This window comes from Paenibacillus sp. 1_12, from assembly GCF_900114475.1.
Classification (GTDB): Bacteria; Bacillota; Bacilli; order Paenibacillales; family NBRC-103111; genus Paenibacillus_S.
The window spans coordinates 147,947-161,197 of the sequence record NZ_FOTE01000010.1; the positions used below are offsets into that span (position 1 = coordinate 147,947).

A 13,251-nucleotide genomic window follows, 5' to 3' on the forward strand; every position below is an offset into this window, starting at 1 on the left:
TCTAGCTTAATTAAGAACGGCTGTAATGTGAGCCTCAGTTACAGCCCAATGTGAGGTATTCCAAACCGATTCTTTATCTTTCACATACAAAATTTGCGGAGAAGCATGCTTGATGCCTGTATCCTCAGCAATTTGGTTGGAAACCGGACGGGATTCAATAACCTTAACAAGCACATATTCAACCTGTTCGTTCGGTTGTTTTTTTAAATAGTTTTCAAACTCCTGCAGGGCGTTAGCACTAACTGGGCAGGTCGTACTATGCTTAAGCACAACAACCGGCTTTTCCGATGAGCCTTCAAATAATTGGTTCCACTCGTCTTGACTATCAATTTCTCTCCATTGGGTCATATCGATTCCTCCATCATTCTAAATATATTTTTTGTGTTTAACAATCAATTTACGCTTATTCGTCGTAAAATTGAAGGCATCCACAGCTTCACAGCCTGGGGATGCCTAAGGAGTAGCGTAGTCGCCGCCTCTTTTCTATTATTATTTTACCATATTCATGTTTGATAAACTACTCCGTTGTACCGAACCAATCCATAGTCTGGGACCCGAGCAGCTTGCGCTTACCTTGGAATTCGTGATAAATGTTCATCTTATACTTTTTGAGTGATTCGATCTTAAAGATCAGGCTATCATCCTGCTTGGTAATTCGGTAGTCAAACTCTCCGAGCTTAAGTCGTTTATCTTCCTCCTCAGGCGCTGTTTCTAGGTAAAAGACCTCATCGATATTGACTTTTCCGTTGCTGTCTACGAATTGAATGATAAGCTTGCTGCCTTCGGTGCTCGTCTCGTAAAAGCTATCTTTGGTCAGCTTGTATTTAAAATTAATCCGCAGTGTATTGCGATCCAGCCAAGTATTGATATTACTTAATGAAATCGTATACGGATAAAAAACGAGCTCTTTTAATATCGGACTTACTGTTGTATTTTCCAAAGGGAGCTCCATTTGTACGGCATTGATGTAAGCCTCGGCTTTATCGTCCGTGCCACTGAGTCGCTGCTCCGTTATCGATTCACCAATGACCAGTCTGAGGCTTTGAACATCCAAATCCTTGGGCAGTTTTGTTGAAAAGGACAACAGCGCTTTCCCTTGAGGATTCAGCTTTTGCTTAACTTCACGAATCTTGGTTGGATACAAATCATCATTCGCTGTTTTGAAGAAAGCTGTCAGCTTGGGAATAATATTCGAGCGTTTCTCTAGATTAGATACTTCTACCTGCACTTCAAACAGATTGCTTGCCCCGTCGGTATAGGTGTTGATTTCTCTCGGAGAGAAGCTGGTTGCCCGACCTGCGCCAGTAATCGATTGGGTTTGGCCAAACGTCAGCAAAGGCATCGATATCATCAACTCAGGAAGCTGAAACTGAGCGATTTCCTCTGTTGCAGTTTCACTCTTTTTTTCCTGAACCACCAGCTTCACCGACGAAAACGGATACGTGTATGGGATTTTGGCAACAAGCTTTACATGAACGGGCTCAGAGGGGGGGACGCCTACCGAACGATCGAGCTTAATAACCTTGGCATCTACCTTACTCCCACCATCAAGCTCAAAGTAGGCTTTCAACTCGGGAAATGGCAGCGCGACCGACTGATTATGGGTTAAAGATACTTCAGCGCTCAAAATATCCTGATCCTCCCATGGTAAACGACCAATTTTTTCGGCTTTAAGAGAATAAGTTCCATCGGTATTCGTATAGCTGACAACTCCGCCTAGCTCAGGTAATGCTTTAGGATCGGTTGATATACGCAAAGAAGCGATAGGAAAACTGATTTTGGTATCCGTGGTTAGTGCAAATGGCTGTGTCATGACCAGATCCCATGAATCGGTTCCTGCTGACAATGGCAGCTGATTGGCTCTCAATTGAAGCTCTAGCGGAACATCTGGCTGCAGCGACTGCTTATCCGCGTTCAGGACGATATCCAGCGGGTACATCGCACCGCTAGAGGTTCTCAGAGCGTATTGATATCCGTTGATTCGAATGGTGGTTTTCCCCTTATTGGTCAAACGAAGCGTCAGCTTCGGGGACATATAGCTATCACCAGCTAATGCTGACCAAGCGGTGACATCCAGTTCAACAGGCATCGCGGATAGCTGTACCGTTTTGCCTCCTGAGACAGGCGCCCACAGCGCTTCCGCTGCGTCAGGGAAGCGAATATCACCGACTGTTTTTTCCAAATCAGCACTCGAATAATCCCACTTGGTTATGCGAAATCCGAGTTCATAAAGCTGAACCGAGTCGTTAACGGGTGCGTAAAAGGAGAACTCTACCTGCTGGCCCGCTGGAATTTCTTTTTTGAGCTTATCCTGAGTGACCAGATCCGCTTTAAATTCAGCACCGGATATACTTATAACCTTAACCCAGTAATCAAGAAAGGAGAGCTTACCGCTTCCTGCATTCGTGACCGTCATCGTAAAGAAAAGCATTCTGCCCCCATCTGTAGGCACCACCGCAGCGCTCTTCAATTGTATGGAACTGTTGGAACCTATGGCTACGGCGGGCAGTTGTAATGACGAATCAAGCTCTTCCCTTTGGTAGCTCTCCCCTTCTGCCATTACTGGCTGTATCGGTATCTGCCATATCGCCGCAAGCGTCAGTACGATCAGCAGCAGTCTAGTTATCATGTTTAATCGGAACATGCGTACTCTCCTCCTTGGACTCCGGAGGCAGCAGGACGATTCTCCCGTCCTCCAGTTGGACTCTTACCTTATTTGTTGAATGAATACCAATCGATTTCAGCATATCACTGGGAATTTGCAAACGGCCTGACTTATCCAGTACCGCGTATTCCGTATGGGTCTCATCCTCGGTCTGACCTATTCCCAACTCCAGCTCGGCCAGCTCATCCGCATAAGTTTTGCGACGTATCATCTCAGATGAAGTTTTGCCATCCCTAATGGCTACTACCCGATCCACTTTTTTGGCCAGCAGCGGGTCATGCGTCACAATGATGACAGTCAATCCGATCCTTCGGTTTAAATCACGAAATAAATCCAGTATTTGATCCGCCATCTTGGAATCGACAGAACCTGTAGGCTCGTCAGCAAGCAGCAGCTTCGGATTATTCGCCAAAGCTATTGCGATCGCTACTCGCTGCTGCTCACCACCCGACAGTTGATTGAGCCGATTTTTGACACGATGGCTTAACCCGACTGCATCCAGAAGTTCCAAGGCACGTTCACGCTTGCGTTTACCCTGGAGAAGGATGGGCAGCTCTACATTTTCCTGTGCCGTCAGGTAAGGAATCAAATTACGCGCATTATTTTGCCAGACGAAACCAACCGTTTCTCGTTTGTAACGGACAAGGTCGCGTTCAGTGAACTTTAACAGGTCTTTGCCAGCGACTTGCAGCTGTCCGGCTGAAGGTCGGTCTAAACCTCCCAGCATATTCAATAACGTGGACTTGCCACTCCCGCTGTTACCAATAATTGCCATCAACTCGCCAGGCTCTACATGCAGATCAAGCCCTTGCAGCGCTACGACTTCGAGATCAGCCACCTTGTAAATTTTCACGAGGTTATCACAATGAATCATCATTAATCCTCCCCGAGCTTAACTGCCTGATGTATCTTGATCCGTGAGAGCATCGTCCCCAATATCAACAAACCCATAAATAACATGATCGTTACGATAATATATAGCTGAAATTGGTCTCGGGGATCAAAGGTTACCTGGAATGGCGGAACCTGACTCGACGTTTGCATGGATAACTGGAACATCGGTACGAACAAACGACTGGTCAGATTACCGGTCAAAAGCCCGATTGCTACTGCCGCACCTGAAGTAAGCAACTGCTCCCCAACCAGCATCAAAATCAATTGACGGAATGAAACCCCCATAGCCCGTAAAATCCCGAATTGTAGAATACGACCTGATAAGGACAACACCCAATATAGCAAAAATCCGCAAAAGCTGATCACGATCGAAATAATGAAGCCGAGGGTCATGACGCCATTAATGGCAAGCAAAAATGGATCGTTTTTGGATCGGATTAAGTCCTGCTTGGCATCAACAAGCTTGGTTATCGGAATTTTCTTATCCTCGAGCGTTTGATAAAGATCCTGACTTTTTGTATCAGGCTTCAGTTTTAACCAAACGTCATACGGTTCCAATGCCATATTGTTTTGAATATAGGAAAGATGACCTACAATCAGCATGGGGTCCTTAACCTTTTTGTTTTTGGCGTTACTCGCAGTACTGCCGCCTGCGGCTGCTGACTTATCCGTAAAAAGCGGATTTGGATTCCACGAGGGCCAATAATCCACAATTCCGAAAATCTGAAACATCGTACTTTGCACGCCATTCCAGCTCGCGTAGATAGGGTCGCCAACCTTCAGGCTGTACTGTTCAGCCATGGTTTTGGACACAAGCACCGCTGCAGGGTTCGCTGCAAGCAAATTTAAATAATCATTAAAGTGATGGTCAAGCAGTCCATTGCGCAGCCAAGCTGTTCGCCCAAAATCATCGGTATCGATTCCCATTAAGGTTGCTGTACCACGCTCTTTGCCAATGTTGAACGCAGCATCCTTTTTCGTGAATACTTTTGCCGCATAGTCAACACCGTTTAACTGGGTCATCGGCAAAAAGGGAGGCTCGGAAAATTGCACCTTCTTCTTGGCGGCAGCCAAACTCTCTTCAGTCATGGGTTCTCCGCCAAAATCCCCACCCGTGCTTGGCGGCGGCGCATCATCCTCCCACTTAATTTGCATCGTAATATCAGCACCATTGCTGTACATAATTTTCTCTCCAGCATTTTTATTAATCGTTCTGGCAGCACTAGCACTGAACAATCCCGTAGCCAGCGTTACACTTAAGAACACCATAATCGCCTGATACTGAGTCGTTGAGCGGCCGACCTGAAGAAGCGTGGAATACAGAGAGGGCGGCCACCAGCGTCTACCGATCCGATACAGCAACCGAACTAGATACGGATAAATCCGTAAAAGCAGAAAACTCGCTCCCAGTACAAACAGCGCAGGAACCAAAAATAGTAAAGGATCCATCTGCAAATCTGTCGTATCCAGCCCAAGTGCCTGCATATCGGACATACGGCGGCGGAACGTATAAAGCCCATACATGGAGATAGCCAATAAAACGATATCTACTCCGTACTTATGCCAAAAGGACAATCCTGATTGCCTTGCCATTTGCTGCTTATGCCCAACAATCGTTGCTTTCATCGCAAACAAAACAGGCAGCAGTGTCATGATAACAGAGCAAAGAACTGCGTAGAATCCATATTGAAACGCTTCTTCATTCAGCTTGACATCCAGTGTCGCCCGCTGTACAAATTCAAGAAAACCATTGGAAGCCCCCAGTACCTTGGTTAACGAAAGTCCCACGAACGGTCCGCATAGGAGAGCAATCGCTCCCAGCATGACCCCTTCCACGACGTACCCGAGAACAATTTGCAAACGACTTGCTCCGCGGCTGCGTAATACGGCAATCTCCGTTTTCTGACGATCAATAATGAGATTGGAAACCATAAATAAATAATAAGCCAGCATAATCATGACAGGCACATTCAATGACCATAACATCATCCGAAGCTTTTCTTCCTTGGCATAGTAGCCATTCAACGTGTTCAAAGCAGGAGCCTTCACAGATACATTCGGAAAATGGTTGCCTAAGTAATTTTCTGTACGTTGATGGGTTTGAATATATCGCTCAATCGATTCTAGCTTCATCTGGCTATAATCAAGAGTCATATACCAGCTGCTGGAGCGAAGCATGAGCTGCTGCTCCTGGGTCACTGTTTTTTCAAACCAATCGTAGGAGACCAACAGACTCGCTTTATAGCTGGACAGCGGATTATACCAATAAATGTCATCATACGTTTTACGGTCAACAACCCCGACAATTTTAAATTTGACAGGAGTTTTGGCTGTGTCATCCTCAATGACATATTCCTGACCAACAACCATCTTCAACAGTGATAGCCCCTGATCCACAACAACCGCTTCTACCACACCATCTACTGGGTTAGCAGAGGGCAGCTTGCCGTCTACAACGCGAACGTGCTCGTCCATTCCACTTAATGCCGTAATATCTGCACGTCGGCTAACTTTTCTATCGATTTTACTAGCATCAACCGGAACCAAATTCCAAGTATCCGTCATTCTTTCTGTGACTAAATTTGGAATCGGTAGCTGAAACGCGGGAGCGATCGATTGGGCCATGTAAGCATCCGCATTCATAATGGACTGCTTTGACTCCTCGGGTGTAGTTTCTCCGGTCAAATACACGGAACTCCAAAAAACTCCTGAATACTGTTGATTGTTTGTCTGAAGCAGCTCCAAATCCTTGACCAATAGCCGCTGCAAAATTGCGCTTGTATAAATCGGCATACTGCTCACAAGTCCGACCGAGATGATCAAGCCGAGCAGAAGGCTGAATTCGAGCCATTTGTTTTTGATCATTTTACGCATGATCATCACAAGTATCGCCACACGGAATCACCTCAATTGTTTAGAATCACCTTTTGGCCCTCTTTGATCCCTTTGCGAATCTCTACTTCCGTAGCTGATACGATTCCCTTCTCCACGTCAATCTCTTTACGACTTTCGCCTTCAAGCACCTGTACATAATCACGGCCCATATAGGAGCGCAGCCCTACCTTCGGAATGATGATTACATCCTCCCGATACTCGGTTACAATCGTAATATCCGCACTGTTACCAATTTCGATCGTATCAGGCAGTCCTTGGGCTGTAATTACGATTGTTTTCGCATTTTTATCAGTTATTGCTTTGACATCCGATTGGGGTGCTGTTGCCGGAATTTGCGACACGGTTCCGGGGTAGACACCTCCTTTTACCTTCACTTCTGCAGGCATTCCAATCTGGACTCCAACTAAATCATTCGTATTGGTCGTTTCATATACTAGACGCACCGATTTTGGATCAGACACCGTGATGATCGCTTTGTAAGCAACTACTGGATCTCCTTGCCTGATAGGATCGAGAAACGTAACAATACCGTTTACATCGGAAACCAGCTTTGTCTTGCTCAATTGCTTTCGAAACAGATCGAGCTGAATTTCCTCCCTCTGCATATCCAGCAGCTTAATTCGGATAGCAATCGCATCACCACGTTTTTCATCCTTGGCTTGTTCCAAGGCCAGCCTTGCCTTTTCTACGACCAGCTCCTGCTGGAGGATTTTACCCTCAATCTCTCCTTTATCGAGCTGGGCAACAACATCGCCCTTATTCACAACGGTTCCAAGATTGACATTGATGTCAGCAAGACGCCCTCCCGATTCGGGATAGTACAAATATTGCATTTTGTCCGCCGCAAAGGTGCCCACTCCATTGATTTGCTTCTTGATGGTTCCCTTCTTAACTTCAAACAGCTCAAAATTTTCCTTAACCGGCTTTACGAGCGGTGGCTTTAATGCTTCCTCCTCCTGGGGCAGCAGGCTGCAACCGGGAATAATAGCTATTACAATCGAAGCTGCAACTATCAAAGAAACCAGACTATGACGTCTGTTAGCTTTCTTCCACAATATGTCCATCCTCCAGTGCATACACTTGATCGACCACTTCCATAATAGCTGGGTCATGTGTCGTCAATATAATCGTCATACCTTCAAACTGCACTAAATCCTTGAATACCTTTAACACCTGCAAACCCATACGACTGTCAAGCTCAGCTGTTGGTTCATCCGCTAGCAAAAGCTTCGGCCTGTGGGCTATCGCTCTGGCTATGGCTGTGCGCTGCTGCTCACCGCCTGACATTTCATAGGGACGATGCTTCATTCTTGGCCTCAGACCAACAAAGTCTAGGGATTGCTCCGCATACTCACGGCGACGAGCTGAAGGTATGCCAGCAATACGTAAGCCAAATTCGACATTTTCATAAGCCGACATATAAGGAACCAAAGCAAATGACTGAAAAATAAGACCAAGACGTGTACGACGCAATTCATTCCTTTTTTTGTCGGATAGTCCTGTCACATCTTGGCCTTCAAAATAAATCGCCCCTTCCGTAGGCCGGTCCAACATTCCGAGCATATTCAAAAGTGTAGTTTTCCCAGAACCCGATCTTCCTCTTAACGCGATCAAACGACCAGCTGCGATATTAAGCGAAGCACCGCGCAGCGCGTGTACGGCAGCCCCTGCTTTGCCAAATGTTCGGGTTAAACTGACAGCTTGTAATATCGGATCACTCGTGGGATAGTTATGTAACGGATGCTGCACGGCCATTCCTCCAAAATCTCGATTGTAAGCGTATTCTTTACTTATAATGTAAACCTTTCCAGCACATAAAAATAGACACCAATTTGTTGGAATTGGTGTCTATTTGTTCTGTTCCTCATATTCCTTCGGCGTACATCCGACAGCTTTCTTGAACGTTTTGGCAAAAACTTTGGCATCGGTAAAACCGACGGCTTCTGCAACCTCGTATACTTTTTTGTTTGTTGCCAACAAGAGCTGCTTGGCTGCTTCCAGCCTTATGCGTACCAGTGACTCAATCAACGATTCCCCGGTCTCTTTACTATACAAATCACTCATATAGCTGCGGCTTAGCTTGACATATTCCGCAATATCACTCGTACTGATGGGCAAATGGTAATTTTGCTTCATATACTGCTGAGCCTTACGGACAAAAGGATTCCGGGAGGTCGGTATTATCGCCGTACCTGATTTTAAAATAACAAGCTCTCGACATGCGTCTGAAAACCATTTTCCGAGCGTTTCCAGCTGAAAATATGCTTGTGCTTGTGCGGCTGCAACCTTTCGATCAAAATCATCAAGATTGTTAGTCCCCTCCTGTCGAGCCAACGCAGCTGAAAAGTTTAATAGCTCGTACAAAAAGCCGGAAGCCTGCACGACAGGAGGCTGAAGACTACCCAGTCGTTCCATGATTTGCTCGGACCAATGTACAACCGCATCTTCGTTATGCCCAGCTATCGCCCGAAGCAGATTGTGCTTTTCCTCCTGCGGAAGCTCTCCCTTCCAATCCGTAAACATCTCTCCGCTTAGCCGTACCTCAGAAGTATGATTCAGTTGTGCCGATTGAACTCCGTAAAAATAACACTTTCTGAGCTCATCATGCATATGCACAATATGATACAGCTGCTCTTTTGGATTGATCCAGGTGACAGCCGACAGCCAGAAGCCCTTCTCCGTCAAGCCAACATCCTTTCTCAATAAAGATTGTTGCAGCTGCGCCTGACGCTGCTCCTGCTGAATCACATTCAGACCATCCTTATAAATAAGCAGTACCTGATGCTCGTTCACAATCACATAAGCCCACACATCCGGCCAGTCCGATCCGATAAACGATAAATGAACGTCAGGCGACAAATAAATCATCCAACTAGACACCCTTTCAACATCGGTAAGAAGTGCCTCCTCAAGTTCTTCATCACGTTGACCACTAACCCACGTCTTCTTAATCCTTAATCCCCATTGTGCTTGATTCGACTGCATAAGCTGCTGTGTGAGCATCAGTTGTCTCTGCTTTTGCTCACGTTGCTTTTGCAAGTCCAGCCTCGCTTCCTTCAAAATTGTGACCAGCTGCTCAGGTTCCATCGTCGGCTTTAATATATAATCGCACGCACCGAGTTTCATCGCTTCCTTTACATAAGTAAAATCATCCAGACAGCTTAATACGATAACAGCTACATCGGACTCCGACTGTTTCATTTTTCGGACCAGCTCCAGACCGTCCATTCGTGGCATCAAAATATCGGTAACGACCAAATCGATACCGCCATCCTCCAGCCTATCCCATGCTTCTTTGCCATCGCAGGCCTCACCTCCCCACTGAAAACCATGCTCCTCCCACCGGATCATCGTTTTCAACACCTGTCTGATGATGGGCTCATCATCTACTACTAATACCTTCATCATTTATCCTTCCTCATTCTGATGTACAGGCAGCGTCAGACGAATAGTTGTCCCATGCCCAAGCTTGCTGACAATATTCATACTGTATCCGCTTCCATAGTACAGCTTTATTTTCTCGCGGATGTGGCGTAGTCCAATCCCGCTCATCCTCTCCCTCATTCCCCCGCCGGAGGTTGACTCTAAAGCCTTGTCTTCCATCATACCGATTCCGTTATCTTCAACCTGACAAATCAGCAGATCACGCTCGGCTTCGATCCAAATGGCGATACGTATAATTCCCACCTGCCGACTCGGCTCAATTCCGTGAATAATTGCATTTTCCAAAAGCGGCTGCAAGATCATTCGCGGTACAAGACAGCCCTCGGATATCGAATCAATCTGGTACTCCATACGTATTTTGTCCCCATACCGAAATGCTTGAATATCAATATAATCATGAATCAGTTCAATTTCCTCACGAACCGTAATAAAATCACCTTTTTTCCCCAAGCTCGCCTGCAGCAGACGGACCAAGGAGGTCACAACCTCAGCAATTTGCGGGGTTTGGTGCATTTTGGCAACCCATTTGATCGTATTTAAAGTATTATACAAGAAATGCGGATTCAGCTGATATTGTAGCGCTTCCATTTCTGCTTCTTTTTTTAGAGATTCCTCACGCTTTACTTGTCTGATCAGCTCTTCCAGTCGATTCAGCATTTGATTATAGCTTTCACCCAGCTCGTTCCAGTCTCTGCTGCTTTTATGCACCCAGTAAGCTTTGAAATCGCCTAACTCTGCTCGATTCATTAGCCCTCGAAGGTGTTTCATCGGCCGAGCAGAATAGTGTTGGAACACTAGCATACACAGTATGCAGAGCAGCAGCAGCCATACAATGAACAATCCGAGCGTAGATTGAAAAGCTTCTGCAAATGAATTCTCAAGAAACTGTTTAGTTTCAAGCTGTGAAAACCATACGGTTCCCGGAAGCTCCAGCTTTTTTGTCGATACTACCGACACCTTACCCCATTGAAGTGTCTCCGTCGTCGCCTTCGAACCCTCTTCCTTCTGGATCCATTCATTCCCAGTCGTAGTCTGTGTGCTGTACATAATTACGCCATTGCTGTCCACGAGCTGGTTTCGGAGCAGCGGCATCTTGCTATAAATATCCTTCATCAGCGGGTCTAACATTAATGTGAATTGAATGGAGCCCTTAATCACGTTTTTTCGATTCATCAGCGGTGCCGTATATAATACCTCGTAACCACCCGCACCACCATCTTTCTTTTCACGGGTGAGTATGGATCGATCATACTTGCGCAATGTTGGAATAGTCGTATCTATTGGAGGAACTGATGCTAGTGATTCCGTACATAAGGTATAGCTCAATACATCCAAAGACATGCAAATGTTCGTCACAAAAGGAAATTGTGAGCGTTGGGAACGAAGCAAATAATCGGCATATTCCCGCAGCGCACGATCCTCAGCAGAATCAGTAATAACCGTTCCCTCACTCAAACGCTGAATAGCATAATCATTACTGATCAGCCTAAGCGTGTGGTCAAGCTCTTCGAACGACTTTTGAATCCTCACTAAGGTTTGATCATGCAACTGCTGAAGCTGCTCACCCATTGCCAGCTGTGTTTTGGAAGAGGCTTGAACCGAATAATAGTAAATACAGCTTGTTATAAACGCAGAACAAATAAGCACGATATAGATTAACATGCGTACCATGAGTAACCCTCACCCGATTATCCTTAGAATTTGGAAAAAACCCATGAGCTTACAGCCCACGGGTTCAATGGATGATTTGTTTATGGCGTTCCAACTAGCTCCAACGCTTGTTCCGAAATATCTTCCTTGTACTTGGTCATACAGTCGCACAGAAAGTCTTTACGGCAAATCGGGCACGGCTCATTCAACAAACGGTTGATATGCGATGCGAACGGAGTCGCATTGTCTGCCTTTTTTTCATAAATAAGTCTGCAGGATGTACGGTCCTTTAAGTTAACTACGACCTCGAACAATCCGTTTTTCGGGTTATTGCTTACAATCTCTGCGTTGATTACCTTTGGTTGGTATGCCATTATTTCGGTACCTCTCTTTATATAGGTTGTCTGTTGATCACCATTATCATGTGTATCTTGAATAATAGCTTGTTTTGGTCGTTCTAGTCAAGCCAGCGACCATAAGATCCATAAAAAACGTGTATATCTACCTATTTAACGCCTAGTGCTCGTAACGAAGCTTTAATTCCCCAGCAGACTTAGCTGCGATTTCTCGCGCTTCTTCTACATGATCCGCGGTGCTGAGCGCAACTGCCATTCTTCGTCCAACCTTCGTTTCCGGCTTGCCAAAAATACGCACCTGTGTGTTTGGATAGCTTAACGCTTTGTCGATTCCTTCGATGCTAAACACCTGCTGTTCTTCCGTCGCCTTTAAAGTATGAGAGGCACCGGGTGTCAGCAAACGGATCGTTGGAATCGGCAGCCCTAGTATGGCCCGCACATGAAGTGCAAATTCGGATAAATCCTGTGTAACCATTGTGACCATACCTGTATCATGAGGCCGCGGAGAAACTTCACTAAAATAAACCTGATCTTTAGCCAAAAATAACTCCACTCCATAAATCCCCGTTCCGCCTAATGCATCAGTAATTGTCTTTGCAATATGCTGTGCCTGTTCGATCTGTACGGCTGTCATCTGATGGGGCTGCCATGATTCTATGTAATCGCCATCCTTCTGCACGTGCCCGATCGGCTCACAGAAAGCAGTACCTGATACCGAACGTACGGTAAGCAGTGTAATTTCGGATTCAAAATGAATAAATTGCTCTACGATCACTCGTGTTTTCTTCGCTCTTCCGCCTTCCATCGCATAGGTCCACGATTTCTCTACATCCGATAGTGATTTACAAACACTTTGACCTTTGCCTGATGAGCTCATAATCGGTTTTATGACACAGGGGGTACCAATAACGGCAACGGCCTCCTGAAGCTCCTCCAGGCTGTCTGCAAAAGCATATTTTGCTGTCGGCAGCTGTAATATTTCCGAAGCCAATCTACGTATGCCCTCGCGATCCATCGTCAGTTGAGCAGCAGTAGCGGTTGGTACTACACGCATTCCCTCGCGCTCCAAATCAAGCAGCACTTGAGTCGCGATAGCTTCAATTTCGGGAACGATTAGATCAGGCTGCTCCTTCCTGATCAACTCGCGAAGCTGATCCTCGTCTAGCATATTGATTACATAGGATCGGTGTGCAACCTGCATCGCAGGCGCATTCGCATAACGGTCTACAGCAATCGTTTCAATTCCTAATCTTTGGGCTTCAATGATAACTTCCTTGCCAAGCTCGCCTGAACCCAGAAGCATCATCTTTTTGGCTAATCCTGATAGTGGTGATCCGTACATGAACG

10 protein-coding genes are annotated in these 13,251 nt (G+C 45.9%); all 10 read right to left on the bottom strand.

Annotation, left to right across the window (positions count from 1 at the left end):
* Nucleotides 1-6 precede the first annotated feature (6 nt).
* The gene (gene ytxJ, locus BM210_RS21645; protein ID WP_091173357.1) at nt 7-348 is read right to left on the bottom strand and encodes a bacillithiol system redox-active protein YtxJ; all 342 of its coding nucleotides are present in this window, start codon (nt 346-348) and stop codon (nt 7-9) included.
* Between the two features lie 169 nt (nt 349-517).
* The gene (locus BM210_RS21650) at nt 518-2,644 is read right to left on the bottom strand and encodes a COG1470 family protein (RefSeq protein ID WP_091173359.1); all 2,127 of its coding nucleotides are present in this window, start codon (nt 2,642-2,644) and stop codon (nt 518-520) included.
* Nucleotides 2,619-3,539, bottom strand: a complete 921-nt coding sequence (locus BM210_RS21655; RefSeq protein ID WP_091173361.1) for an ATP-binding cassette domain-containing protein — start codon at nt 3,537-3,539, stop codon at nt 2,619-2,621. The genes BM210_RS21650 and BM210_RS21655 overlap by 26 nt, the downstream gene beginning before the upstream one ends.
* Before the next feature lie 2 nt (nt 3,540-3,541).
* Nucleotides 3,542-6,454: an ABC transporter permease gene (locus BM210_RS21660; protein WP_091173364.1), complete on the bottom strand. Its 2,913-nt coding sequence runs from the start codon at nt 6,452-6,454 to the stop codon at nt 3,542-3,544.
* An 11-nt stretch (nt 6,455-6,465) separates the two neighbouring features.
* Nucleotides 6,466-7,509, bottom strand: a complete 1,044-nt coding sequence (locus BM210_RS21665) for an efflux RND transporter periplasmic adaptor subunit (protein WP_256223902.1) — start codon at nt 7,507-7,509, stop codon at nt 6,466-6,468.
* Nucleotides 7,493-8,203 carry an ABC transporter ATP-binding protein gene (locus BM210_RS21670; protein ID WP_256223903.1) on the bottom strand — a complete coding sequence of 237 codons (711 nt, stop codon included), beginning with the start codon at nt 8,201-8,203 and terminating at the stop codon, nt 7,493-7,495. Before BM210_RS21670 ends, BM210_RS21665 begins: the two co-directional genes overlap by 17 nt.
* A 99-nt stretch (nt 8,204-8,302) precedes the next feature.
* The gene (locus BM210_RS21675) at nt 8,303-9,862 is read right to left on the bottom strand and encodes a response regulator (RefSeq protein WP_091173373.1); all 1,560 of its coding nucleotides are present in this window, start codon (nt 9,860-9,862) and stop codon (nt 8,303-8,305) included.
* Nucleotides 9,863-11,569: a sensor histidine kinase gene (locus tag BM210_RS21680; protein WP_091173376.1), complete on the bottom strand. Its 1,707-nt coding sequence runs from the start codon at nt 11,567-11,569 to the stop codon at nt 9,863-9,865. It abuts the gene before it with no gap.
* Between the two features lie 80 nt (nt 11,570-11,649).
* The gene (locus BM210_RS21685; protein WP_091173377.1) at nt 11,650-11,922 is read right to left on the bottom strand and encodes a hypothetical protein; all 273 of its coding nucleotides are present in this window, start codon (nt 11,920-11,922) and stop codon (nt 11,650-11,652) included.
* Between the two features lie 142 nt (nt 11,923-12,064).
* Complete coding sequence (purT, locus tag BM210_RS21690; protein ID WP_091173380.1) at nt 12,065-13,246, bottom strand: formate-dependent phosphoribosylglycinamide formyltransferase; 1,182 nt, start codon at nt 13,244-13,246, stop codon at nt 12,065-12,067.
* Nucleotides 13,247-13,251: the final 5 nt, after the last annotated feature.

Excerpts from the sequence above, each read along its gene's own strand:
- ytxJ (WP_091173357.1), bottom strand. The coding sequence starts at position 348 with ATGACCCAATGGAGAGAAATTGATAGTCAAGACGAGTGGAACCAATTA.
- BM210_RS21650 (WP_091173359.1), bottom strand. The coding sequence starts at position 2,644 with ATGTTCCGATTAAACATGATAACTAGACTGCTGCTGATCGTACTGACG.
- BM210_RS21655 (WP_091173361.1), bottom strand. The coding sequence starts at position 3,539 with ATGATTCATTGTGATAACCTCGTGAAAATTTACAAGGTGGCTGATCTC.
- BM210_RS21675 (WP_091173373.1), bottom strand. The coding sequence starts at position 9,862 with ATGATGAAGGTATTAGTAGTAGATGATGAGCCCATCATCAGACAGGTG.
- BM210_RS21680 (WP_091173376.1), bottom strand. The coding sequence starts at position 11,569 with ATGGTACGCATGTTAATCTATATCGTGCTTATTTGTTCTGCGTTTATA.
- BM210_RS21685 (WP_091173377.1), bottom strand. The coding sequence starts at position 11,922 with ATGGCATACCAACCAAAGGTAATCAACGCAGAGATTGTAAGCAATAAC.
- purT (WP_091173380.1), bottom strand. The coding sequence starts at position 13,246 with ATGTACGGATCACCACTATCAGGATTAGCCAAAAAGATGATGCTTCTG.